Here is a 24,216-nt window from a genome sequence, read left to right on the forward strand (position 1 = left end):
ACTGTGCGTCTCTCTGTCTTTCGTTCTGAACAGGTTGCCTCCATGTTCGAGTCCCTGACCCAGCGCCTCTCCGGCACCATCGAGCGGCTGCGTGGCCGCGGTCGCCTCACCGAGGAAAACATCCGCGAGGCCACCCGCGAAGTGCGCATCGCGCTGCTCGAAGCCGACGTCGCCCTGCCGGTCGTGCAGGCGCTGGTCGAGCGCATCAAGGTGCGCGCGGTCGGCCAGGAAGTGCTCAAGTCGCTGACCCCGGGCCAGGCGCTGATCAAGGTCGTGCGCGACGAGCTGACCACGGTGATGGGCTCGGCCGCGTCCGACCTCAACCTCAACGTGCCGGCCCCGGCGATCATCCTGATGGCCGGCCTGCAGGGTGCGGGCAAGACCACCACGGTGGGCAAGCTGGCCAAGCACCTGAAGGAAAAGCGCAAGAAGAAAGTGATGGTGGTGTCGGCCGACGTCTACCGTCCGGCCGCGATCGAGCAGCTCAAGACCCTGGCCGACCAGGTCGGCGTGCTGTTCTTCCCGTCCAGTGCCGATCAGAAACCGGAAGCGATCGTCCGCGCCGCCATCGACGATGCGCGCAAGTCGTTCGTGGACGTGCTGATCGTCGATACCGCCGGCCGCCTGGCCATCGACGAAGCGATGATGGCCGAGATCAAGGCCCTGCACGCGGCGGTCAACCCGGCTGAAACGCTGTTCGTGGTCGACGCCATGACCGGCCAGGACGCGGCCAATACCGCCAAGGCTTTCGGCGAGGCGCTGCCGCTGACCGGCGTGGTGCTGACCAAGACCGACGGTGACGCCCGTGGCGGTGCCGCACTGAGCGTGCGCTACATCACCGGCAAGCCGATCAAGTTCGTCGGCGTCAGCGAAAAGCCCGACGGCCTGGACGTGTTCCACCCGGACCGTATCGCCAGCCGCATCCTGGACATGGGCGACGTGCTGTCGCTGGTGGAGCAGGTCGAGCAGCAGGTCGACAAGGACAAGGCGCAGAAGCTGGCCGAGAAGGTCGCCAAGGGCAAGAAGTTCGACCTGAACGACATGCGCGACCAGCTCGAGCAGATGCAGAACATGGGCGGCATCGGCGGCCTGATGGACAAGCTGCCGGGCCTGGGCAACATTCCCGAGCACCTCAAGCAGCAGGTCAGCCAGGGCAAGGAAGTGCCGCGCATGATCGCGATCATCAACTCGATGACCAAGAAGGAGCGCCGCAACCCCGGCCTGCTCAACGGCTCGCGTCGTGCGCGTATCGCACGCGGTTCGGGCCTGACCCCGGCCGACGTCAACAAGCTCATGAAGCAGTTCCAGCAGATGGAAAAGATGATGAGCAAGATGGCCGGCGGCGGCATGAAGGGCATGATGCGCAGCATGAAGGGGATGATGGGGGCCATGGGCGGCCGCGGCGGCATGCCGTTCCGCTGAGCCCTGCAATGGGCGGCGCAACGCCCGCTGCAGGGCGTGCTGCGCCGTGCCGTTGACCGTTCCCGCACCGGGCGCATCAGGCGCCCGCCAATTGATCCAACAAGGAATGTCCATGAAGAACTCGATCGTGGTGGTGGCGCTGGTCCTGGCGCTGACCGCTTGCAAGGACGACACCTCGATGTCGCAGAAGGCCGGTAGCGCGATCAGTGGCACGGCCGCCGATTTCGTCGCTGGACTGGGCGAGGGCGTGGACAAGCGCATGAACGTGACGCTGCAGACCGACCCCGGCCTGGCCGCACGCGGCCTCACCGTGACCCAGGGCAAGAGCCGTGGCATGGGCTCCAAGGACGCCGCGGTGTACGTGGTGGCCGACAAGCCGTTCAAGGGCAAGCTGGTGGCGCGCGCGCTGGATGGCGAGGGCACCGAGATCGGCCGCGCCGTGGTCGAGGAGGAGTTCGCCGCCGATGACGCGCGCTATGTGACCTTCACGTTCAACGAAGAGATGGACAGTCAGCTGGTCCGTACCTACGCGGTGTCGGCGCGCTGAATCCGGCCGGCGTGCATGCCCGGGTGGAGCGGTGCGGCGTATGCTGCAGCGTCAGACCCCACAGGTGCGCCGAACGTGAGTCCTTCGCCCATCCTCGAACGCGCCGACCGTTTCTGTCGGCGCTTTGCCGTGCAGGTTCCCATCCTGCTCGCCCCGATGGCCGGCGCCTGCCCGGTGCCGTTGTCGGCCACGCTGGCCACGGCCGGCAGCATGGGCGCGATGGGCGCGGTGCTGTCCCAGCCGCAGGACATCGTGGCGTGGATGGACGATTTCCGCGCCCAATCCAGCGGGCCGGCCCAGGTCAACGTATGGGTCCCCGATCCGCTGCCGCGACGCGATGCGGACGCCGAAGCGGCCAGCCGCCGCTTCCTGGCGCAGTGGGGGCCCGAGGTGCCGGCCAGTGCCGGTGATGCCGGCCCGGCCGATTTCGATGCGCAGTTCGATGCACTGATCCGCGCGCGCCCGGCGGTGGCCTCGACCATCATGGGCGTGTTTTCCGCCGCCCAGGTGCAGCGCCTGAAGGACGTGGGCATCGCCTGGATCGCCTGTGCAACCACCCTGTCCGAGGCGAAGGCCGCGCAGGCGGCGGGCGCCGACGCGGTGGTCGCGCAGGGCTTCGAGGCGGGCGGGCATCGCGGCGCCTTCGATCCGGACGCGGCCGAGCGCCAGCTGGTGGGGCTGTTCGCGTTGCTGCCAAGGCTGGTCGATCATCTGGACATTCCGGTCATCGCCGCCGGCGGCATCGCCGATGGGCGTGGCATCGCCGCGGCACTGACCCTGGGCGCCAGCGCGGTGCAGGTAGGCACCGCATTCCTGCGCACCCCCGAGTGCGGCGTGCGTCCGGCCTGGTCGCAGGCCCTGACCGACGCCGAGCCGGAAGACACCTGGCCCACGCGGGCCTTCAGCGGGCGCCTCGGTCGCGGCCTGGCCACCGCCTACGTGCGGGCCGCCGCCGCGCCGGAGGCACCGCCACCGCAGCCCTACCCGGTGCAGCGCGGGCTGACCGCGCCGATGCGGGCACAGGCGAACCGCGAGAACACCATCGAGACGATGCAGGCGTGGGCCGGGCAGTCGGCATGGATGGCGTCGGCGCGCCCGGCTGCCGACGTGCTCGGGCAGATGTGGGCCGATGCCAGGGCGCTGCTGGAATGATGCTGTACTGCAACGGCGCGATCGCCAGCGCCGACGACCTGGCCGGCGCGTTGACCAACTATGGCCACTTCACCTCGTTGCAGGTGCGGGGCGCGGCGGTACAGGGCCTGGACCTGCACCTGCAGCGCCTGCGGCAGGGCACCGACGAACTGTTCGGCTTCGCCCTGGACCTTGCCCGGGTGCAGGCATGGATGCGCGACGCGCTACGGTCCGCGCAGCTGCGCGATGCCTCGCTGCGGGTCACCGTGTTCTCGCGGCAGTTCGATTTCCGTCGGCCGCTGCAGCCGGTCGCGGTGGACGTGCTGGTGGCGGTGGCCGCGCCGGTCCACATGCCGGCCGACCCGCGGCGCCTGCGCGCGGCGGTGTACCAGCGCGAACTGCCGCACCTCAAGCATGTCGGTACCTTCCCGCTGTTCGAGCAGCGCCGGCGTGCCCTGCAGGACGGGTTCGACGACGCGCTGTTCGTCACCCCGGACGGAGCGGTCGGCGAGGGCAGCACCTGGAACATCGCCTTCCAGCACGGCCAGCAGATCGTCTGGCCGCAGGCGCCGGCCCTGCGCGGCACCCAGGAACGGCTGCTGCAGGCGGGTTTCGCGCCGGACGTGCAGCAGGTGCGCCCGGTGGCCCTGGCCGAGCTGGCGGGGTTCGACGGTGCCATCGCCTGCAATTCGGCCGGGGTCTGGCCGATCTCGGCGATCGATGCGGTGGCGTTCGCGCGCTCGGAGGCGTTCTGCCAGCGCGCGCGAGGGGTGCTGGAGACGGTGCCGTGGCAGCCCATCGGTGCCCACGGCGCTGCGGCGTAGACCCTGTTCAGGTTTGGCCGTCTTCACGGACTTGGAATGACCGCAGGCCGCCGCTATAATCGCCGACTTACCGCGCCATCCTGGCGACTGGGCAATTGAGGAAACAACACCATGGTCAAGATTCGACTGACCCGCGGCGGCGCCAAGAAGCGTCCGTTCTACCACATCATCGTGACCGACTCGCGCAGCGCCCGTGATGGCCGCAACATCGAGCGCGTCGGTTACTACAACCCGGTTGCCCAGGGTGCCGAGTCCCGCATCGTGCTGGACCTGCCGCTCGTCGACAAGTGGGTCGCCAACGGCGCCCAGATGACCGACAAGGTCCGCAACCTGTACAAGGAAGCGACCAAGGCCCAGGCCTCCGCGGCCTGATCCTGACGGGCCGCGCCTGCCGCGGCCCATTCGGTCTATTCAGATGAAAGATACCGAGCGCCGGATCCTGCTGGGCAGGATTGTCGGCGCTTTTGGTGTGCGAGGCGAGATCAAGCTCGAGTCCTGGACCGAGCCGCGTACCGCCATTTTCAACTACCAGCCCTGGATTCTGCGGACCCCCGCCGGCCAGGAGAGCACGCTCACCGGTGCGCGTGGACGTCAGTCCGGCAAGCACCTGGTCGCCGTGTTTCCCGGCATCACCGACCGCGACGTGGTCGAGGCGATGTACGGGACCGAAGTCTATGTCGCACGCAGTGCACTGCCGCCACCGAAGGCCGACGAGTATTACTGGGTCGACCTGGAAGGTCTGCAGGTGCGGACCGTCGAGGGCGTCGAACTGGGGCGGGCATCGCACCTGTTCTCGACCGGCTCCAACGACGTCCTGGTGGTGCAGGGTGACCGTGAGCGGATGATCCCGTTCGTGCAGCCCGAATTCGTCGTCTCGGTGGATTTCGAGGCCAACCTGATCGTGGTCGACTGGGATCCGGAGTTCTAGGCCGGATGCGTATCGACGTCGTCACGTTGTTCCCGGAGTTCATGGCGCAGTCGGCCGCGCTGGGCGTGGTCGGCCGTGCCGCCGAACGCGGCCTGCTGGCGCTGCACGGCTGGAATCCGCGTGACTATGCCGCGGGCAACTACCGCCGGGTGGACGACCGTCCGTTTGGCGGCGGCCCGGGCATGGTCATGCTGATCGAGCCGCTGCGGGCCTGCCTGGCGGCGGTCAAAGCCGCCGATCCCGCGCCCGCTCCGGTCATTTACCTCAGCCCGCAGGGCGCGCCGCTGACCCAGGCCAAGGTGCGCGAACTGGCCGCGTTGCCGCGGATGATCCTGCTCTGCGGGCGCTACGAAGGCATCGACGAGCGTTTCCTGGACGCCGAAGTCAGCGAGGAAATCTCGATCGGCGATTACGTCCTGTCCGGCGGTGAGCTGGGCGCGGCGGTGATCGTCGATGCGGTGACCCGCCTGCAGGACGGGGCCCTCGGCGATGCCGAATCGGCCGCCCAGGACAGTTTCGAAGGCCCGCAGGGGCTGTTGGACTGCCCGCACTACAGCCATCCGGCCCAGCATGAATGGGGCACTGTCCCGGACGTGCTGCGCTCGGGCAACCATGCCGCCATCGCCCGTTGGCGCCGGCAGCAGTCGCTGCTGCGCACCGCGCTGCGGCGACCGGACCTGCTCGATGAAGGCCGATTGTCCAAGGCCGACCGCCTCCTGCTGGAGCAGGCGCGGCAGGCCGTGGCCAAGGATCCAACCCCCTAGCGCGGGGGCGGGATCTTGTTTACAATTCGGGATTGCCATCGGCCTTTTGGGGCCGCTTGGTAGGAATCCCTACAAAAAACGTGCAGCACAGTCCGGTGACTGCATGAGCCCACGTTGTCGAACGACACGACCACCCGAACACTATCGGTGCACCCATGAGCAAGCTGAACAAATCCATCCTCTCGGACTTCGAATCCGCCCAGATCACCCGCGAGCTGCCGAAGTTCAGCCAGGGTGACACCGTCGTCGTCAACGTGAAGGTGAAGGAAGGCAACCGTGAGCGCGTCCAGGCTTACGAAGGCGTCGTCATCGGCACCAAGAATGCCGGCCTGAACTCCGCTTTCACCGTGCGCAAGATCTCGCACGGCTACGGCGTCGAGCGCGTCTTCCAGACCCACAGCGCCATCATCGACTCGGTCGAAGTGAAGCGTCGTGGTAAGGTCCGCGCCGGCAAGCTGTACTACCTGCGTGGCCTGGAAGGCAAGGCTGCCCGCATCAAGGAAGATCTGGCTGCCGCTGCGCAGGCCAAGGCTGCCCGCCTGGCTGCCAAGGCCCAGTAATTCCCGCCGACGACCTCGGTTGTCGCGGTACCAGAACGGCCACCTTCGGGTGGCCGTTCTGCGTTCGACGCCCTGAACATCCCCCACGTGCGGGAGCCCTGCGCTTCCTGCGCTCGCCGAAGGAACAACATGCAGGCTTATCCCGTTCGCATCCGCGCCGCGCTGCAGGTCATGCAGGCCGCCGGCGTCCCCAGGCAGATGCAGGCGCCGCTGATGTACCGGCTGCTGTGGCGGACGGGCCTGGTCGTGCCGCCGCCGGTGCTGGCCGGTTTCGTCGCCAACGCCGTGCTGATGGGCGCGATGTTCGCGCTGGGATGGGGTGGACTGATGTGGCTGTTGTTCGCGCGCGGCGCGCTGTTGTCGGGCGTGGGCGTGCTGGGCGCGGCCGGCGTGGCCGGCCTGCTGTTCGGTGGCGCGATGGCACTGCTGATGCGGTGGCAGCAGCAGCGCTATCGCTTGCCGGCGTGGGGCGAGATACGCGCCGCCGACGGCGGTTGACCGGCGCGGCTGGGCGTGGGCGCCGGCGCGGCCGTGGGCGGCGCTTCCGGGTTGGGATCGGCCACCGGTGAGGGGGGCATGGCCGGCACTTCGGCCGGCGCTGCCATCTCCCCGCGCTGGGCGGGCAGCATGTGCGCCTTGCGCCAGCCACCCCAGCGGTAATACGCCAGCGACATCAGCATCGCGCAGAACGAGCTGACCGGGAAACTCCACCACACCGCGTCGGCGCCCCAGTTGTCCTGCAGCAGTTCGGCGAACGGCACGCGGATGCCCCACAGCGACGCGGCCAGGATCAGCAGCGGCGGAATCACCGCACCGGTGGAGCGCACCACGCCGGAGATGACGAAATTGACGCCGAAGAACAGGAACGACCACACCGCGATGTGGTTGAGGTGCCGCGCCACCTCCAGCGACTGGCTGGCTTCTGGCAGGAACAGCGCCAGCGTGTAGCGGTCCAGCAGGATCAGCGGCAGGATCAGCACGCCGGTGAGCAGGAAGTTGTACAGCACGCCACTGCGCGCGGTGCCGCGCACGCGGTCCCAGTTGCCCGCGCCCACGTTCTGCGCGGCCATCGACGAGCACGCTGCGCCGATCGCCATTGCCGGCATCTGCACGTAGGTCCACAACTGCAGCGAGGCGCCGTAGGCGGCTGCGGTATCGGTGCCGTAGCCGTTGACCATGCTCATCATCAGGATCATCGACAGCGAGATCAGCACCATCTGCAGGCCCATCGGCACGCCCTTGACCACCAGCGCGCGCAGGATCGTGGTGTCGATCCGGAACATCGCCATGTCCTTGCGCCCCAGCCACAGCACATGGCGCTTGTTGCGCATGTACCAGAGCAGGCCGATCAGCGACAGCGTCTGCGCGATCAGCGTGGCCCACGCCGCGCCGGCAATACCCAGCTGCGGGAATGGGCCGATGCCGAAGATCAGCAGCGGATTGAACCCGATGTCCAGCACTACCGAGAGCAGCAGGAAGCGGAACGGCGTGCGCGAATCGCCGACGCCCCGCAGGGCCGAACTCAGAAACGCGAACGCGTACAGGGTCGGCATCGCCAGGAAGATGATGCGCAGGTAGGCCTCGGCCAGCGGCAGCGATTCGGCCGGGGTGCCCATCGCCGCCAGCAGCGGGTGCGACAGCCACCAGCCGGCCACCGCGATCACCACCGACAGCCCGATGAAGAACGTCGCGCTGGTGCCCATCACCCGGCGCGCCTGCACGATGTCGCGCGCGCCCATGGCCTGGCCGATCAGGATGGTGGCGGCCATGCCGATGCCGAACACCGAGCCGATCAGGAAGAACATGATGTTGTTGGCGTTGGCGGTGGCTGTCAGCGCCGCCTCGCCGAGGTAGCGCCCCACCCACACCGCATTCACCGAGCCGTTCAGCGACTGGGCGATGTTGCCGGCCAGGATCGGCAGGGCAAACAGGAACAAGTTGCGCCCGATCGGGCCGGTGGTCAGGTCAAGCGGCGCTTTGGCCATGTGCTCTGGAGATCAGGCGTGGAGAGCGGCACACTAGCACCAAGCCCGTCAGCGGGGTATCGCGATGCGACGTTCGATCCTGCAGGTCCCAGCGCCCGGCGTGCGCCGCGCCGCCGCGTCCCTCTTGATAGTGGCCGCGCTGGCCGCATGTTCCAGTACACAGCGCCTGGACGATGCCCAGGTGCGGCCGATGGACCGCCCGGAGTGCCAGGTCGGCAGCCAGCGCCGCGATCTCGATGCCGGGGTACCGGTGTTGATCGGCGGCACCGGTTGCCGCGGCAACCCCGATGCATCGCAACCCCTGAACAAACGACCGGCCAACGCCGTGGAGCTGGGCAAGCAGCATGACTGAAGCAGAAGCGCTGGTCGCCAGCGTGCGACTCGATGTGTGGCTCTGGGCCGCACGTTTCTACCGGACCCGCAGCCTGGCCAAGCAGGCGGTGGAAACCGGCAAGGTGGACGTGGCCGGGCAGCGGCCGAAATCCTCGCGCGCGGTCCGCGTGGGCGAGCAGTTGCAGATCAGCCGCGGCGATGAAACCTATGACGTGCAGGTGCGTGGCCTGAGCGAGATGCGCGGGCCGGCACCGGTGGCGCAGCAGTTGTACGAGGAAAGCGAGGCGTCGCGTGCGCGGCGTGCCGAGCTGCGTGCGCAGCGGGCGGCGGCGGCCAATGGCTATCAGCCGCCCGAACACCGCCCGGACAAGCGCGCGCGGCGGTTGATCCGGGCGTTGGGCGACATCGACGCGATCTAGCGGTGCGGCGTCTTTGACGCATACGAGCTATGTCCCGCGGAAACGCGTTGTCGGTCACGGTGCGCTCAATCCGCCTGCGTCAGGCTTCCGGCTCCGCTGATGGAGCCCGCCGTGCGTCTGCTGTTGCTGCTGTGCCTGTTGATCCTGTCCGTGCCTGCGGCGCGTGCCGCCGATGATGCCTTCTGGGCACAGCCGCAACGGGGCGGCAACAGCTTCAATGCTGTGCCACCGGACCGCGCCTATTTCGATGCGCTGCGGGCCACCGGCGCCACCTGGGTACGGCTGTCGCCGGACAAGTGGCGATCGGCCGGTGGGCGCGATTTCCTGATGGGCAACGCAGATCATTACGACGGGCTGGTGAAGGCCGACGTGGCCACGCTGCGCCGCGTTCTCGATGATGCCCATGCCGCCGGGCTCAAGGTGGTGCTGGTGCCGTTGTCGTTGCCGCTGCTGCGCTGGAAACAGAAGAACGGCGACGTGGTCGACCCGCGTTTGTGGCAGTCGCTGGACAACCACGTGCCGGCGCAGGCGTTCTGGCGCGACCTGGCGCGCGCGCTGCACGGCCATCCCGCGCTGGTGGCCTACAACCTGATCAATGAGCCGGCGCCCGAGTACGGCACTGCGTTGGCCGAACATGCCGATGCCGCCGCGATGCGCGCCTGGTATGCCACGGTGCAGGACGGTCCCCGCGATCTGCGCCGGCTGTATACCGGGCTGATCGCCGCCGTACGCGAGGTGGATGCGGACATGCCGCTGATGCTCGATGCAGGCTGGTATGCCGCGGCCGACAGCTTCGACTACTGGCCCGCGCCGCTGGACGATCCGCATCTGTTGTACAGCGTGCACATGTACGAGCCGTACGCCGCAACCAGTGCGCCCAACCAGAGCCGCGCCAAACCGTATCGCTACCCGGGCAAGGTTCCCTTTGGGCCGGGCAGCGGGCACTGGGATGCCGAGCGTGTGGCCCGCTATCTGCAGCAGCCGTTGGCATGGGCCGACCGGCACGGCATCGCGCGCCGGCAGATGGTGGTGGGGGAATTCGGGTGCATGCGCCGCTGGCCGGATTGCCGCGCCTATCTGGATGACGTGCTGCGTGTCCTCGAAGCGGAGAAGGTGCACTGGGCGTTCTATGCGTTCCGCGAGGATGGCTGGGACGGCATGGACTACGAACTGGGCGACAAGGCGTTGCCGTGGGCGTACTGGAAGGATGTGGAGGCGGGCAGGGTGCCGTCGCCGCCGCGCGCTGAGACGCCGGTGTTTGCGCCGATTCTGGAGCGCCTGCGCGCTGCCGGGCGCTGACACGCTTGTCCCGGCCCTCCGTGAGCGGATGTCTGGTGCGTGTCAGGGGGAGCATGCGGTTGCCGGCCAGCAGCCGACACTAGCCGCTGGGGTGGCGCCGGCACCGCCTGGGCGGTGCCGGCGCTGACGGCTCAGGCATGCAGGTCGTAACGATCCAGTTCCATCACCCGGGTCCAGGCGGCGACGAAATCCTGCACCAGCTTCTTCTCACCGTCCGCACTGGCATACACCTCGGCCAACGCGCGCAGCACCGAGTTCGAGCCGAACACCAGGTCGGCCCGGCTGCCCGTCCAGCGCGTGCCGCCGCTGCTCTCGTAGCCGTCGCCACTGGCCTTCCACTGCGTGCGCATGTCCAGCAGGTTGACGAAGAAGTCATTGCTCAGCGTGCCCGGGCGATCGGTCAGCACGCCCTGCGCGTTGCCATCGACGGTGGTGCCCAGCACACGCAGCCCACCGACCAGCGCGGTCATCTCCGGTGCGGTGAGGGTAAGCAGCTGCGCCTTGTCGATCAGCAGCACTTCGGCGGGCACGCTGTAGCGGCCTTTGACGTAGTTGCGGAAGCCATCCGCGTACGGTTCCAGGACCGCGAAGGATGCGACGTCGGTCTGTGCCTGGGTGGCATCGGTGCGGCCCGGGGTGAACGGCACGCGGATGTCGTGGCCACCGGCCTTGGCCGCCTGCTCCACACCGACGCCGCCGGCCAGCACGATCAGGTCGGCCAGCGATACCTGCTTGCCACTGCCGCCGCCGTTGAAGCTGGCCTGGACCTTTTCCAGCGCAGCCAGCACCTTGGACAGCTGCTGTGGCTGGTTCACCGCCCAGTCCTTCTGCGGGGCCAGGCGAATGCGTGCCCCGTTGGCGCCGCCGCGCTTGTCCGAGCCACGGAAGGTGGAGGCCGATGCCCAGGCGGTGGACACCAGTTCGGCCACGCTCAGGCCGGTGGCGGCGATCTGCTGCTTCAGCGCCGCGATGTCCTGCGCGTCGATCAACGGATGCGCCGCAGCGGGCACCGGGTCCTGCCAAATGAATTCCTCTGCAGGGATCTCCGGGCCGAGGTAGCGGGTGCGCGGCCCCATGTCGCGGTGGGTCAGCTTGAACCACGCCCGTGCGAACGCATCGGCGAAGGCCTGCGGATCGGCGAGGAAGCGGCGCGAGATCGTTTCGTAGGCCGGGTCCACGCGCAACGCCAGGTCGGTGGTGAGCATGGAAGGACGGTGCTTCTTCGACGGATCATGCGCATCGGGGATCACCGCCTCGCTGTCCTTGGCCACCCACTGGTGCGCGCCGGCCGGGCTCTTGGTCAGCTCCCACTCGTGCTTGAACAGCAGCTCGAAGAAGTCGTGGCTCCATTGTGCCGGGGTGCGCGTCCAGGTCACTTCCAGGCCGCTGGTGATGGTGTCGCCGCCCTTGCCGCTACCGAAGCTGTTGGACCAGCCAAGGCCCTGGCTCTCCAGGCCCGCCGCTTCCGGTTCCACTCCGACATGGTCGGCCGGGCCGGCGCCGTGGGTCTTGCCGAAGCTGTGGCCACCGGCGATCAGCGCGACGGTTTCCTCATCGTCCATGGCCATGCGGCCGAACGTGTCGCGGATGTCGAAGGCGGCCTTGAGCGGGTCGGGGTTACCGTCGGGGCCTTCGGGGTTCACGTAGATCAGGCCCATCTGCACCGCGGCGAGCGGGTTTTCCAGGTCGCGCGAGTGGATGTCGCCATCAGCGTCATCATCGGAGACCAGCACACCGTGGTCTTCCTGCACGCCCTCGGAACCATGTGCGTAGCGCACGTCGCCGCCCAGCCAGGTGGTCTCGCGGCCCCAGTACACGTCCTGGTCCGGTTCCCAGGTATCCGGGCGACCACCGGCGAAGCCGAGCGTCTTGAAGCCCATCGATTCCAGCGCGACGTTGCCGGTGAGGATCAGCAGGTCGGCCCAGGAGATGGCCTGGCCGTACTTCTGCTTGATCGGCCACAGCAGGCGCCGGGCCTTGTCCAGGCTGACGTTGTCCGGCCAGCTGTTGAGCGGGGCGAAACGCTGTTGGCCACGGCCACCACCGCCGCGGCCGTCACCGATGCGGTAGGTGCCGGCGCTGTGCCAGGCCATGCGGATGAACAGCCCGCCGTAGTGGCCGAAATCGGCCGGCCACCAGTCCTGCGAATCGGTCATCAGTGCCTTGAGATCGGCCTTGAGCGCGGCGTAGTCCAGCCCCGCAAACGCCTTGGCGTAGTCGAAGCCGTCATCGAGCGGATTGGATCGGTTGGAGTGCTGGTTGAGCAGGTCCACGCGCAGCTGCTTGGGCCACCAGTCGCGGTTGGTGGTGGCATCGCCGACCAAGGCGTGGTTGAAGGGGCATTTTGCTTCGCTTTTCATGGGGCGCTACCTGTGTACTTGCGAATGGGGACGCCTGCCGCGGCCGGGCAGGGCAATCGAAAAGAGCGTATCGCTCAGGGCGAGGAGCATCCGGCAGGGACGGCGGGAAGGGATTGGACGCGCGTGCGCGATGGGGTCAATCGATGCATCCGACGCTCTCCTGCGGGAATGCCTCAACGTTAAGCGCGTTCAGGCATTCGGTAAATTCGAACGAATCAACCAATGGAATAGGCGGGGTCTATCGTGTCGGCCGGCCAACAGGCTGCGGAGCTGGCTGCAGGCCGGCTCCTCGCAGCGCTGTCGGCGCGGGATGCGCCCACGGCCCGCGGGATCTCAGCGCTTGCCGAGCAATCCGCCGCCCAGCTTGAGCAGGTCGCCGATGCCGAGCTGGCCGTCGCCGTCCTGGTCCAGCACCGACGTCAGCAGGCCGCCGTTGCTGGCCGCCTGGGCTTCCTGCCCCAGGGCCTGGCTCAGCTGGGCCGGGTTACCGCCGCTGGCGAAGCGCTGGGCCAGGTAGGACATGACGATCGGGGCGAGGATGGCCAGCAGCTGGCTGGTCTTGCTGCTGTCCAGCCCGGTGGCCTGGCTCAGGCCTTGGGCGGCGCGGTCGCTGTTGCCGCCAAACACATGGCCGAGGATACCGGCGCCGTTGGTGGCGTTGCCGCCGCCGCCACCGAGCACGCTGCCGAGCAGGCCGCCCAGGTCGAAGCCGCCGGCCGCCGCGGGCGCGTGGTCGCGCTGCAGTGCGCCGAGCAGGGCTTCGGCCCCTTGCGGTTGCTGCGCATTGCGGCCCATCGCGCCCAGTAGCAGCGGCAACGCCGCGCCGATGGCGCCGCTGGCCTGGTTGGGGTCGATGCCGAGCTGCTGGGAGACCTGCTGCAGGCCTTGGCCCTGCTGCAGCTGCTGGAAGAGGGAAGCGGCAAGCGATTCGTTGTTCACGGCGGACTCCGGGCGGAATGGGAACCGCCCGAGCATAGCGCTGCCGTCACTACGAAAATGCGAAGGCGTTACCCCCGGAGAGACGGGCGGGAGCCGGCCAATGGCCGGCACTGGCTCAGATCAACGCCTTCAGGCGGTACAGCGCTTCCAGCGCCTGCTTGGGGGTCAACTCGTCCGGGTCGAGCGCGGCCAGCGCATCCTGCGCGGCGGTGTTGGGGGCGGTGAACAGGCCGAACTGCTGCGGCGCGTCCAGCGCCTGCGGGGCGACGCTGGCGGCATGGCTCTCGCCGCCGCGCTGCTCGAGTTCGGCGAGGCGTCGCCGTGCCTGCGCCACGGTGGCCTTGGGCAGGCCGGCCAGGGCCGCCACCTGCAGGCCGAAGCTGCGGTTGGCCGGGCCATCCTTGACCGCGTGCATGAACACCAGCGCGTCGCCGTGTTCGACCGCGTCCAGGTGCACGTTGGCGATGCCGCTGGGGCCACCTTCGTGCTGCTCGTCGGCCAGCGCGGTCAGCTCGAAGTAGTGCGTGGCGAACAGCGTGTAGCAGCGGTTGGCGTAGGCGAGGTGGCGGGCCACCGCATCGGCCAGGGCCAGGCCGTCGTAGGTGGAGGTGCCACGCCCGATTTCGTCCATCAGCACCAGCGAGTGCGCGCTGGCGTGGTGCAGGATGTAGCTGGTCTCGGCCATCTCGACCATGAAGGTGGACTGGCCGCGGGCCAGGTCGTCGCCGGCACCGATACGGGTGAGGATGCGGTCGATCGGGCCGATCACCGCGCGGCTGGCCGGCACGAAACTGCCGATATGGGCCAGTAGCACGATCAGCGCGTTCTGGCGCATGTAGGTGGATTTACCGCCCATGTTCGGGCCGGTGATCACCAGCATGCGGCGGTCCGGGTGCAGGTCCAGGTCGTTGGGCTCGAACGGCTGCTCGCGCACCGCCTCCACCACCGGGTGGCGGCCGCGGTCGATGCGCAGGCACGGCGATGTCTCCAGCTCGGGACGGGCCCAGTCCAGCGCCTGCGCGCGTTCGGCGAACCCGGCCAGCACGTCCAGTTCGCTGAGCGCGGCCGCGCATTGCTTGAGCGGTTCGAGCTGGCCGGCCAGGGTATCCAGCAGCTGTTCGTACAACAGCTTCTCGCGCGACAGCGAACGTTCGCGCGCGGACAGTACCTTGTCTTCGAAGGACTTCAGTTCTTCGGTGATGTAGCGCTCGGCATTGGTCAGGGTCTGGCGGCGGGTGTAGTGCACCGGCGCCTTGTCGCTCTGGCCCTTGCTGATTTCGATGTAATAGCCGTGCACGCGGTTGTAGCCAACCTTCAGCGTGGCGATGCCGCTGCTGATCCGCTCGCGCTGTTCCAGGTCGATCAGGAACTGGTCGGCGTGGGTGGACAGGCGGCGCAGCTCGTCCAGCTCGGCATCGAAGCCCTCGGCGATGACCCCACCGTCGCTGAGCTTCATCGGCGGGGTCGGCGCGATCGCGCTGGCCAGCAGGTGCGCGCATTCGTCATGCGAGCCCAGTGCATCGTGCAGCGCGACCAGGCGCGGGGAGTCCAGCGGAGCCAGCACCGCACGCACCTCGGGCAGCAGGCCCAGGCCGTCGCGCAGGGTGGAGAAGTCGCGCGGGCGCGCCGAGCGCAGCGCCACGCGGGTGAGGATGCGTTCGAGGTCGCCGAGCGCGCGGAACGCATCGCGCACGTCGCCGTCGGCACCGCGGTCGATCAGCGTGGCCACCGCGTCGTGGCGCTGCACCAGCACCTCGCGCAGGCGCAGCGGACGGTGCAGCCAGCGTCGCAGCAGGCGGCCGCCCATCGGGGTGACCGTGGTGTCGAGCACGCCGAGCAGGGTGTTGCGGGTATCGCCATCGACCCGCGTATCCAGTTCCAGATGGCGGCGCGTGGCCGCGTTCATCGCGATCGCTTCGCTGGCGGTCTCCGTGGCGATCGCGGTGAGGTGGGGCAGGCGCTGCTTCTGGGTCTCTTCGACATAGCCCAGCAGCGCGCCGGCCGCGGCGGTCGCGCGCGGCTTGTCGTCGATGCCGAAGCCGGTCAGGTCGTGCAGCTTGAAGAACGCCAGCAACTGGCGGCGGCCGCTATCGGCGTCGAACAGCCACGGTGCGCGCCGGCGGATGCCGCTGCGATGCTTGAGGAATTCAGGCCAGTTCTCTTCATCCGGCACCAGCAGCTCGGCCGGCTCCAGCCGCGCCAGTTCGGCCTCCAGCGCGTCCTCGGAATCGACCTCGTTGACCAGGAAGCGGCCGCCGGCCAGGTCGGCCCAGGCCAGCCCATAGCCGTGCTTGCCACGCGACAACGCCATCAGCAGGGTGTCGCGGCGCTCGTCCAGCAGCGCCTCGTCGGTGACCGTACCGGGGGTGACGATACGCACCACCTTGCGCTCGACCAGGCCCTTGGCCAGTGCCGGGTCGCCGATCTGCTCGCAGATGGCCACCGACTCGCCCAGCGCCACCAGCCGCGCCAGGTAGCCTTCGTAGGCATGCACCGGCACGCCGGCCATCGGGATCGGCGCGCCGCCGGAGCTGCCGCGCTGGGTGAGTGTGATGTCCAGCAACCGCGCGGCCTTGCGCGCGTCGTCGTAGAACAGCTCGTAGAAGTCGCCCATCCGGAAGAACAGCAGCAGGTCCGGGTACTCGGACTTGGCGGCGAAGAACTGCTTCATGAGGGGGGTGTGTTCGGGCTGCTTTTCGGTCACGCGGGGTCCATCAACGTCGAGGGCGGGCCGGGGGGCCGCCGGATGGACCATTGTAGGGGAGGGGGCGGAAGGGGCGAAGGCCGGGGTGGGGTCAGGCGTCGACCACGCGCACCTTTGGATGCGCGGCGAAGATCGCCATCACGATGTCGAAGTAGGTCTGGCCTTCGCCGCGGTCCAGGGCCTGCAGCTGTGCGCTCACGTGGGCGGTGTTGAACGTGCCGGGCGCGTCCAGCTTGGCCTGCAGCCAGGCGCGGGTGGCGGCGGTGCCGAGCGCTTCGCGGCTGTGTGCGATGTCTTTCCAGTGCAGTTCCACCTGCGTCTGGCCGGACAGCGCTCCGTAGCCGCCATGGAGCATGTCGTCCAGGGCGTCCAGGCTCGGACCGAGCTGCCAGTCCTCGTCGGCCATGAAGACGCGATTGATGGCGGCGTAGAAGCTGGCGATGTCGTCGATTGCGCTGCCGTCCAGCACCAGGCGGGCGCCGGGCGCAGGGTCGGCAGGGTGGAGGGAGCTGGGCATGGTGGGGTGCTCGGTCGGGTCCGTGTCGACCCTAGCAGCGCGGCCGTTGCGTTCGCGGTAATGTCGGGCTGCCAACCGCTCGTGCCTTGTCGGCGTGACTACCCGGCCCGCAGGGCAAGGGGCCGGCGGTGGTGCTGCTGCATGGGGTTGGCGATACCGGGACACGTGGGCGCCGCTGGCCACCGCGTTCGCGGCCCGGCACACGGTGGTGGTGCTCGACCTGCGCCGCACGCGGCGGTCCACGCACCCGGCCAACGGCTACGACAAGGATGTCCAGGGCGGCGACGTGCGCGCGGTGCTGGCCTCGCTCGGCGGCCGGCAGGCGACGGTCATGGGCCACGACATCGGCTCGACGGTGGCCATCGCCTAGGCGGCGCGTTATCCCACGCTGACCCGGCGCCTGGTGGTGATGGATGCGCCGGTGCCGGGCATTCCGCCGTGGGACGACATCTGCGCGCACTGCGCGACGTTGTCCGCGCGGCCGGATGCGATGACGTCGGCGTTCGCCCAGTTTCTCGCCTTGCGATGGGATGGAGGCCAGCAAGGCCGTGGTGGCAACACATTGACGATGCCGGTGTTGCCGGTGGGCGGTGAGACGTCTTTTGCTGCCAACGAAGCGGTGGTGATGCGTAGTGCGGCGGTGGATGTCACCGAGGAGGTCATCGCGGGTGCGCGTCACTGGCTGACGGAAGAAGCACCGGAGGCGACCGTCGCGGCAGGGGTCCGCTTCATCGAGGTACCGTCGCCACGCCAGCGCGGCGCGCGCGCGCCGGCTGGCACCTGAACGTCGTGCGCGGCGTTGACGCTGCGTGGACAAGATTTCACCGGTCATTGCAGGCCAGGGGCGGAGACTTCCCCCATGTCCTGGGAGTAAGGAGAAGACCGTGAAGAATATCCAACGCATGTTGTGCATGGGCGCGCTGGTCGCCGCATCGTTCGGCGCCGCCGCCCAGACCTACGGTCCGAAGGACGAAGGCCGCCGTTTCAATGACGGCAGCAAGGTGGTGTGCAAGAACGTGGAAGTGCAGCGCAACAGCAGGGATCCCAACCGTATCGCCGGTACCGCCACTGGTGCGGTCGTCGGTGGCCTGCTTGGTAACCAGGTGGGCGGCGGCAACGGCAAGAAGCTGGCCACGGTGGCTGGTGCAGTGGCCGGCGGTGCGGCAGGTCGCAATATCCAGGGCCGCAGCCAGCAGAACAACGGCGACCGCGTGGTCGAGCGCCGTTGCGAGCGCCAGTACCGCTGATCCTGGCGGACATCGCCGAGTTTGCCTCGACGCCGGCCCCAGGGCCGGCGTCGTCGTAAGTGGGGGCTGGGAAGTCGCGCGGACGGCCGTATACTCCGCCGACACCCAAGGACGACCTGCCCGTGAGCGAAGCGCTTGAGCCTGGCAGCACCCCCGGCCTTCCGCCACCGGAGCCGGACCATGTGGGACGCTTCGCGCGGTTGCGCGAACGCACCGATGAACTGGAGTTGTTCATCTCCGGCCTGCTCGCTTTTGCGCTGCTGGCCGTGCCCGGGCGCATCTTCGAGGCCTGGGCGACCAGTACCGTGCACACCGAAGGCGTCTACGCGTATGCGCTCTGGTTTGGCTTCAGCACCAGCGTTGGCCTCTGTTACGTCGTCGCCGTCGCGCTGATCGCCCACCTCGCCATCCGCGGCTACTGGGTGGGGCTGGTCGGCCTGAAGATCCACTTCCCGGAAGGCATCCGCTGGGATCGCATCCCGCTGTTGGGCCCGGTGTCGCGTGGCTTCTACCAGTCGCGGGTGGGCACGCTCGAACAGTCCATCGCCAATGCCGACAAGGCCGCCTCCACCCTGTTTGCCGCAACGCTGCTGTTTGCCTTGACCATGGTGCTGATCGGCGCCGGCTCGGTGGTGCTGCTGGCCGTTGCCGGTGCGGTGGGCGCGTTGTTCGGCAATACCGATCGCATCGCCCTGCTGATCGTCGGGTCGTTCTTCGGTCTGTTCATCCTGCTCAATCTGGTGCCGTTGTCGCTCGAGAAGTGGATCGCGTCGCGCAAGGCGCGGGGCGCCGCGAGCGCGCGGATCGAGCGGACGATGCGGGGCGTGCTGGCGATCAACCAGTGGCTGGTTCCGATGCGCCTGCTGCTGCCGGTGCAGTTGACCCTGCAGAGCAATCGCTACGCGCGCAATTTCATGGTGGCGTACTTCGTGGCGGTGATGGTGGCGATGACCATCGGCGGCGTGCAGGCGATCAGTTCGATGGAGTTCTCACTGTTCAACCGCTACGCCGTGGTCACCGAGGATGCCGTCGAAGAGGGCATGCTCAGTGCGCACTACGAGTCGCTGCGGGTCGAGCACGACCGCCTGCTGCGCTACCCGATGATCCCCAGCGACGTGGTGGAGGGCACCCTGCTGCGGGTGTTCATCCCGCACCAGCCGCAACGCGACAATGCGCTGGCACGGCAGCACTGCGCCGCGTTGCCGGAGGGCCGCAACCGTTTGCGGGGTCCGGCTGCCGAGGCCGCGGCGGTGCAGTGCCTGGCGCGCTTCTGGACCGTCACCCTGGACGGCAACCCGGTGGCGCTGGATGGCTTCGTCGCGATGGAGCGCCGCGACCTGGAAATGCGCGGGCTGGTCGGCTACCTGCCGCTGTCGGCGCTGGCGCCGGGGCGGCATGACCTGCGCCTGGTCTGGAACGCGTCCGGGCCCGAGCGCGGGACCGATCGCCAGCGCCGTTACCGCATTCCGTTCTGGTACGCACCGGATGCCGCGCGCTGAGCAGGTTCAGCGCGTGCGCGTGCCCAGCCGCCAGATCGCCAGCGCACCGTACAGCACCAGCAGCCCGGCCAGCGTCCACAGGTCGTGGCGGACCTCCCAGAGACTGGCGTCCATCTGGTTCAGCCGCACCATCAGGTTGATGCCCGCCGTAGTGGGCAGCAGGTGCGCCAGTGCGACCAGCGCCGGTGGCGAGGTGACCGCCGGCCAGGACAGGTTGGCCAGGAAGAACAGCGGGATCGAGCAGGCGATGACCACCTGGAAGGCGCGTTCGCGGGTGGCGAAGTAGCTGCCGATGAACATGCCGAAGGCGACCGTGGCGGCGATGAACAAGGTGCCGCCAAGCACTTGGCCCAGCGGGTTGCCACCGCGCGGATAGTCCTGCACCCAGGCGGTGAAGCCGGCGTAGTAGAGCAGGCCAAGCAGGCCGACGAGGCTGAAGCCCACGGCCATCCCGGCGAGCGTGGGCAGGTCGAATTGCAGCCGTCGGCCCAGTGCCAGCCGGCGCGCGCCGAGCAGCACGCCGATGCCCATCAGCAGCGTCTGGTGCACGATCAGTTCGGCCACGCCGGGCACGATGGCACTGCCGTAGCCTTCCTGGGTGTTGAACAGTGGCCGTTGCACCAGGGTGATCGGCGCGGGTTGCGGCGCCCCCATGAAGGCGGCCTGGCCCACGGCGGCCTCGCGGGCGAACGCGGTCAAGGCCTCGGCGACGCCTCCCAGCACCCAGCTGGCGCGGCCCAGGTAGGCGCCGTTGCCCATCAACACCAGGTGGCCGGCGCTGCCGCGCAGGATGTCGCGCTCGAGGTTGGGGGGTATCAGCAGGATGCCCTCGGCGTCGCCCCGTTCGAGCGCGTGCCGGGCCTGGTCGATGCTGCGTGGCTGGCCGACGATGCGTACCGTGCGCAGCGCATCCACGCGGCGCAGCAGTTCGCGGCTGGTGCTGCTCTGGTCGTGGTCCACCACCAGGATGGGCAGGTTGCTCGCGACCTGGTGACGGTAGGCGGCGGGATAGAAGAACGAGTACAGCACCACCGCGCCGATCATCAGCACCCGCGCGTAGCGGTCCGTGAGCACCGCGCGCAGGGTCTGGCGCAGGCTGCTGGCGAAGCGGTTCATGCGCTGGCTCCGTCGTGCGTGGCCGGCACGGTGCGCGAGGCGGCGATCAGCCGCCAGCCACCGATGCCTCCGGCCACCGCCACCATCAGCAGCAGGGTGGCCAGCGGCCATAGCGACACGCTCCACGGCGCGCCGATGAACTGCTGCTGGGTCTGCAGTTTGACGTAGGCGGTGAGCGGCAGCAGCAGGTTCCAGGCCCGGCTGAACAGCGGGGCATCGACTACCGGGAAGGTGGCGCCGGAGAAGGCCAGCGCGGTGCCGATGCTCAGGCCGATCGCCGACAGCGCGGTGCCCATGTCGCGGGTGAGCCCGACAAACAGCAGCGCCACCGCCGCGCAGGCGAGATAGAACAGCGGCTGGCCGAGCATCAGCAGCGCCAGGCTGCCGGCCACGCCATCGCCACGCAGCAGCGCCAGGTACAGCACGCCGAGCGCGCCATACAGTGAGAACAGGCCGACATACGGGGTGAGCTTGCCGGCGATCGCCGCCCACGGCGACTGGCCCAGCCACTCGCGCAGGCGCCCGTCGCGGACTTCGCGGCCGAGGCTGGCGGCCACCGCCAGGGCAAGGCCGAGCGACAGCACGGCGGGGAACACCAGCGGCAGCAGGAACAGTTCGTAGCTGCGTGCCGGGTTGTGCAGGATGTCCGACTGCACCGCGATCGGGGGCGCGCGCAATTTGGCCGGGCCCACCTGCTTGCCGATCTGCCCGACGAGCAGGCGCGCGTTCCAGGCCCCGGCGGCCTCGACGATATCGCGGACCGCCGATTGCCCGGTGGTGAGGTAGGTGGCGTTGTAGTACGCGAACACCGTGCCCTGGCTGCCGCGCAGCGCCTGGCGGGTGGCATCGCGTGGTATCAGCACCACGGCGAACACCTCCAGTTGGCGCAGCTGCGATTGCGCCTGGTCCAGGCTGGCCGGCTGGCTGGCCACGCGCAGCCCCGGGCTGGCATCGAGCATGCGTGCCAGCAGGCGGCTCTGTGCGCTGCGGTCGAGGTCGACGATGGCGATGGGGATGTCGCGCATCACCGAGGCGGCGAACAGCCAGGCCATCACCGCCAGCATCAGCAGCGGCAACAGCGTCACCAGCAGGCCATCGGCACGATCGTGGCGCAGGTGCTGCAGCTCGCGCCGGAACGAGGCGGCGAAGCCGGCCCGTGCCGCTGCGTTCATCCCTGCGGCCACGCGAAGAGCACGCTCATCCCCGGGCGGAAGCCGTCCACGCGCGCAGTGGGGCGCAGGCGGATCTCGAAGCTGCGCACGTCGTAGCCGGAGGACTGGCGGGTGCTGCGCCAGGTGGCGTAGTCGCCGGCGGGGTTGATGAAGTACACCTCGAACTCGGCGTCGCGGCCCAGCGCGGGAACGCTGCCGCGCAGGCGGCTGCCGACCTTCAGCCCGCGCATCTGCGATTCGCGCAGGTTCACCGAGACCCACATGCGGTTGATGTCCACCAGGGTGAACACCGGGTAGCCGGCCGGGACCAGTTCGCCGATATCGGCCATGCGTTTGTTGATCTCGCCCGCGAGCGGGGCGCGCCCGTGGACTTCGTCGCGCGCGGCATCCACTTCGGCCACCGCGCCCTGGGCCTGCCGGACCTGGCCTTGCGCGGCGCGCTTGTCCTGGTCGCGGGCACCGGCCAGTGCCTGGTCGTACTGTGCGCGGGCGGCATTGGACAGCTCGCGCGAACTGCGCGCCTGGGCCAGCGCCTCGTCGCGCTTCTGCCGGCTCATCACGCCTTCGTTGAACAGGTTCTGCACGCGCTGGTAGGTGGCATCGGCCAGCGTCGCCCCGGCCTCGGCGCGCTTCCAGTTGGCCTGCGCGGCGCGGATGTCTTCACTGCGGGCCCCTTCGTCGGCCTTGTCGGCCACCGCACGCGCGGCCTCCAGCGCCCCGTGGGCCTGCTCTTCCTTGGCGGCGACTTCGGGGCTGTCCAGTACGAACAGCACCTGCCCGGCGGCGACCCGGTCGCCCTCATGCACCTTCAGCTCGGCCAGGCGTGCGGTGATCTTGGCCGCCACGTTGATCGTGTCGGCGTCGGCCATGCCCTGCAACTGCTCGGCGGGCGTGCGCCAGGCCAGCCACAGCCCCCCCACCACCACGATCGCCAGGACCAGCGCGATGACGATACCGAGCTTGCGCTTGTTCGGCGGCGGCGCGTCGGCCGGCCCCTGCAATGTGTCATTCATGGGCGATCACCTCGTCGGCGCGACGGCGGAATTCTTCATAACGGTCCATCTGTCCACTGATCTCCAGCAGGTGTGCCAGGGCCACGTCGTACTGGTAGGCGGCCTGCGCGCGTTCCACCTGCGCACCGCCCAGCCCCAGCCGCGCATCGATGACATCCAGCGAGGTGGCCTGGCCCTCGCGGAACGCCAGTTCCTGCAGGCGCAGGTTCTCGCGGTTCTGCGCCAGGCTGCTGTCCAGCAGCAGGAACTGCTGGCGGGCGGTATCCAGCTCGTACCAGGCCTTGCGCACGCCCAGCGTCACCTGGTTCTCCGCTTCGCGCAGGCCGGCTTCGGCCTGGTCCTGCTGCGCGCGCGCCGCACTGATCTGCGCCGGGCGCGAGGTCGGCGACAGGAAGGTGTACTTCAGGCCGATGCCGAAGGCCCAGTCCGGGTCGGTCAGCATCTCGTCGCGCCGGCGGAAATCGTACTGGCCGAACAGGTACACGGTGGGCTTGAGCTTGGCCTGCTGCACGCGCACGCCCTGCTCGGCCTGCGCGACCAGCGCCCGCAGGCGCGCGATCTGTGGCTGGCGGGCCTGCGCATCGCGTTCGAAGCTGGCCAGTTGGCCGATGGGCATGCGGTGCACGAACAGCGGCGAGAGCGGCCGCACCTCGCCACCGCTGCGCAGCAGCGTGGCCAACGCGGCCTTGAGGGTCTGCAGGTCGTTGAGCGACTTCTGGTAATCGCGCTCGGCCTTGTCGCGGGCCACGTTGGCCTGCAGGCGCTGGGCGCGGGTGGCGAAGCCTTCGCGCTCCAGTTTCAGTGCGTCGTCGAGATGGCGCTGCAGACCGTCGCGCACATCGCGGCGCACGTCTACCGCCTGTTCGGCCAGGCGCTGCCCGAAGTAAGCCTGGGCCAACTGCACGCTCAGCGACTGCCGCTGCGATTCGCGCTCGGCGGTCGCCTGGTCGGTGGCACCGGCGGCGGCCTGCTGTGCGGCCGGGATCAGCCCGCCGGTATACAGCGGGAGTACCGCGGTCACCACCGGGCGGGTGCGCCAGTCGCGCTCGGTGAACTGCAACGGCGACTCGATGCCGAAGGCCTCGGCGACCGGGGTGAGCGAGCCCAGTGGCAGGGTCAGGGTCTTCTGGAACTGCAGCCGGCGCACTTCACCGGTGATCTCCGGCAGGCGCAGCAGCCGGGTCGCATCCTGCAGGTCCTGCTTGTTGCGCACCGAGGCATCGGCGGCAGCCAGCGCATCGGACACCTGCTCGAGTCGTTGTTGGGACTGCTGCCAGTCCAGTGCGGGGACCGCGGCATCGCCGAGGGGGGACTGGGCCATTACCGCGCCACTGCATAACAGCAGGGCAGTGCAGTGGAATCCTTTCGTTGCGCGCGCAAGCGCCATGGGCCTGATCACGATTGGGCGTTTGGTATGTAAAACATTCGGCAAAGTAT

Annotated in this window: 25 protein-coding genes; 16 read left to right on the top strand and 9 right to left on the bottom strand. The window is 68.9% G+C overall.

The window, feature by feature from the left end:
- The first annotated feature begins 42 nt into the window (after positions 1 to 42).
- From ffh to AC06FD_RS08175, 9 genes are all read left to right on the top strand, one after another.
- Positions 43 to 1,422 (top strand): signal recognition particle protein, encoded by a 1,380-nt coding sequence (gene ffh, locus AC06FD_RS08135; RefSeq protein WP_259203922.1) that lies wholly within the window; start codon positions 43 to 45, stop codon positions 1,420 to 1,422.
- Between the two features lie 112 nt (positions 1,423 to 1,534).
- Positions 1,535 to 1,969 (top strand): hypothetical protein, encoded by a 435-nt coding sequence (locus AC06FD_RS08140; protein WP_259203923.1) that lies wholly within the window; start codon positions 1,535 to 1,537, stop codon positions 1,967 to 1,969.
- 75 nt (positions 1,970 to 2,044) lie between these two features.
- On the top strand, positions 2,045 to 3,121 hold the full coding sequence (locus tag AC06FD_RS08145; protein ID WP_478077526.1) for an NAD(P)H-dependent flavin oxidoreductase: 1,077 nt from the start codon (positions 2,045 to 2,047) through the stop codon (positions 3,119 to 3,121).
- A complete protein-coding gene (locus AC06FD_RS08150) occupies positions 3,118 to 3,924 on the top strand; it encodes an aminotransferase class IV (RefSeq protein WP_478077527.1) in 807 nt (268 codons plus the stop codon). The genes AC06FD_RS08145 and AC06FD_RS08150 overlap by 4 nt, the downstream gene beginning before the upstream one ends.
- Positions 3,925 to 4,035: 111 nt before the next feature.
- Positions 4,036 to 4,296: a 30S ribosomal protein S16 gene (gene rpsP, locus AC06FD_RS08155; RefSeq protein ID WP_017356068.1), complete on the top strand. Its 261-nt coding sequence runs from the start codon at positions 4,036 to 4,038 to the stop codon at positions 4,294 to 4,296.
- A gap of 43 nt (positions 4,297 to 4,339) precedes the next feature.
- Complete coding sequence (gene rimM / locus AC06FD_RS08160) at positions 4,340 to 4,852, top strand: ribosome maturation factor RimM (RefSeq protein ID WP_259203926.1); 513 nt, start codon at positions 4,340 to 4,342, stop codon at positions 4,850 to 4,852.
- Between the two features lie 5 nt (positions 4,853 to 4,857).
- Positions 4,858 to 5,616, top strand: coding sequence for a tRNA (guanosine(37)-N1)-methyltransferase TrmD (gene trmD, locus AC06FD_RS08165; RefSeq protein ID WP_259203927.1), 759 nt, complete (start codon positions 4,858 to 4,860; stop codon positions 5,614 to 5,616).
- 155 nt (positions 5,617 to 5,771) lie between these two features.
- Entirely contained in the window at positions 5,772 to 6,176 is a 405-nt protein-coding gene (rplS, locus tag AC06FD_RS08170) for a 50S ribosomal protein L19 (RefSeq protein WP_259203928.1), read from the top strand.
- A gap of 129 nt (positions 6,177 to 6,305) precedes the next feature.
- Complete coding sequence (locus AC06FD_RS08175; protein ID WP_449336023.1) at positions 6,306 to 6,674, top strand: DUF6404 family protein; 369 nt, start codon at positions 6,306 to 6,308, stop codon at positions 6,672 to 6,674.
- Here the strand turns inward: AC06FD_RS08175 and AC06FD_RS08180 are convergent.
- Positions 6,626 to 8,161 (bottom strand): MATE family efflux transporter, encoded by a 1,536-nt coding sequence (locus tag AC06FD_RS08180; protein ID WP_259203930.1) that lies wholly within the window; start codon positions 8,159 to 8,161, stop codon positions 6,626 to 6,628. The genes AC06FD_RS08175 and AC06FD_RS08180 overlap by 49 nt on opposite strands.
- 64 nt (positions 8,162 to 8,225) lie before the next feature.
- Between AC06FD_RS08180 and AC06FD_RS08185 the strand changes: the two genes are divergently transcribed.
- The 3 genes from AC06FD_RS08185 to AC06FD_RS08195 all read left to right on the top strand — a co-directional run bounded on the left by AC06FD_RS08185 (position 8,226) and on the right by AC06FD_RS08195 (position 10,212).
- Positions 8,226 to 8,513, top strand: coding sequence for a hypothetical protein (locus AC06FD_RS08185; RefSeq protein WP_259203931.1), 288 nt, complete (start codon positions 8,226 to 8,228; stop codon positions 8,511 to 8,513).
- Entirely contained in the window at positions 8,506 to 8,913 is a 408-nt protein-coding gene (locus AC06FD_RS08190; RefSeq protein WP_259203932.1) for an RNA-binding S4 domain-containing protein, read from the top strand. The genes AC06FD_RS08185 and AC06FD_RS08190 overlap by 8 nt, the downstream gene beginning before the upstream one ends.
- 111 nt (positions 8,914 to 9,024) lie before the next feature.
- On the top strand, positions 9,025 to 10,212 hold the full coding sequence (locus tag AC06FD_RS08195) for a glycoside hydrolase family 5 protein (protein WP_478077528.1): 1,188 nt from the start codon (positions 9,025 to 9,027) through the stop codon (positions 10,210 to 10,212).
- 131 nt (positions 10,213 to 10,343) lie between these two features.
- On the opposite strand, the gene katG is transcribed toward AC06FD_RS08195, so the two are convergent.
- The 4 genes from katG to AC06FD_RS08215 form a co-directional block, all read right to left on the bottom strand.
- Complete coding sequence (gene katG, locus AC06FD_RS08200; RefSeq protein ID WP_478077529.1) at positions 10,344 to 12,572, bottom strand: catalase/peroxidase HPI; 2,229 nt, start codon at positions 12,570 to 12,572, stop codon at positions 10,344 to 10,346.
- Between the two features lie 333 nt (positions 12,573 to 12,905).
- A complete protein-coding gene (locus tag AC06FD_RS08205; protein ID WP_259203937.1) occupies positions 12,906 to 13,511 on the bottom strand; it encodes a DUF937 domain-containing protein in 606 nt (201 codons plus the stop codon).
- Between the two features lie 115 nt (positions 13,512 to 13,626).
- A complete protein-coding gene (mutS, locus tag AC06FD_RS08210) occupies positions 13,627 to 16,182 on the bottom strand; it encodes a DNA mismatch repair protein MutS (protein WP_478077768.1) in 2,556 nt (851 codons plus the stop codon).
- Positions 16,183 to 16,306: 124 nt separating this feature from the next.
- Positions 16,307 to 16,732, bottom strand: coding sequence for a barstar family protein (locus AC06FD_RS08215; RefSeq protein ID WP_478077530.1), 426 nt, complete (start codon positions 16,730 to 16,732; stop codon positions 16,307 to 16,309).
- 94 nt (positions 16,733 to 16,826) lie between these two features.
- On the opposite strand from AC06FD_RS08215, the gene AC06FD_RS08220 reads away from it, so the two are divergent.
- The 4 genes from AC06FD_RS08220 to AC06FD_RS08235 all read left to right on the top strand — a co-directional run bounded on the left by AC06FD_RS08220 (position 16,827) and on the right by AC06FD_RS08235 (position 19,478).
- Complete coding sequence (locus AC06FD_RS08220; RefSeq protein ID WP_478077531.1) at positions 16,827 to 17,102, top strand: alpha/beta fold hydrolase; 276 nt, start codon at positions 16,827 to 16,829, stop codon at positions 17,100 to 17,102.
- Positions 17,103 to 17,141: 39 nt separating this feature from the next.
- Positions 17,142 to 17,516, top strand: coding sequence for a hypothetical protein (locus tag AC06FD_RS08225; RefSeq protein ID WP_478077532.1), 375 nt, complete (start codon positions 17,142 to 17,144; stop codon positions 17,514 to 17,516).
- A 118-nt stretch (positions 17,517 to 17,634) separates the two neighbouring features.
- Positions 17,635 to 17,979: a glycine zipper 2TM domain-containing protein gene (locus AC06FD_RS08230; RefSeq protein WP_259204942.1), complete on the top strand. Its 345-nt coding sequence runs from the start codon at positions 17,635 to 17,637 to the stop codon at positions 17,977 to 17,979.
- Between the two features lie 122 nt (positions 17,980 to 18,101).
- Complete coding sequence (locus AC06FD_RS08235; protein ID WP_478077533.1) at positions 18,102 to 19,478, top strand: hypothetical protein; 1,377 nt, start codon at positions 18,102 to 18,104, stop codon at positions 19,476 to 19,478.
- A 6-nt stretch (positions 19,479 to 19,484) separates the two neighbouring features.
- Here AC06FD_RS08235 and AC06FD_RS08240 read toward each other — a convergent pair whose 3' ends face one another.
- The 4 genes from AC06FD_RS08240 to AC06FD_RS08255 are packed head-to-tail and all read right to left on the bottom strand — an operon-like array spanning position 19,485 to position 24,100.
- Positions 19,485 to 20,594 carry an ABC transporter permease gene (locus tag AC06FD_RS08240; RefSeq protein WP_478077534.1) on the bottom strand — a complete coding sequence of 370 codons (1,110 nt, stop codon included), beginning with the start codon at positions 20,592 to 20,594 and terminating at the stop codon, positions 19,485 to 19,487.
- Positions 20,591 to 21,766 (bottom strand): ABC transporter permease, encoded by a 1,176-nt coding sequence (locus AC06FD_RS08245; RefSeq protein WP_478077535.1) that lies wholly within the window; start codon positions 21,764 to 21,766, stop codon positions 20,591 to 20,593. The genes AC06FD_RS08240 and AC06FD_RS08245 overlap by 4 nt, the downstream gene beginning before the upstream one ends.
- Positions 21,763 to 22,779: an HlyD family secretion protein gene (locus AC06FD_RS08250; RefSeq protein ID WP_478077536.1), complete on the bottom strand. Its 1,017-nt coding sequence runs from the start codon at positions 22,777 to 22,779 to the stop codon at positions 21,763 to 21,765. The genes AC06FD_RS08245 and AC06FD_RS08250 overlap by 4 nt, the downstream gene beginning before the upstream one ends.
- On the bottom strand, positions 22,772 to 24,100 hold the full coding sequence (locus tag AC06FD_RS08255) for a TolC family protein (RefSeq protein WP_478077537.1): 1,329 nt from the start codon (positions 24,098 to 24,100) through the stop codon (positions 22,772 to 22,774). Before AC06FD_RS08255 ends, AC06FD_RS08250 begins: the two co-directional genes overlap by 8 nt.
- Positions 24,101 to 24,216: the final 116 nt, after the last annotated feature.

Source organism: Stenotrophomonas sp. Steno-Z1 (assembly GCF_056393175.1).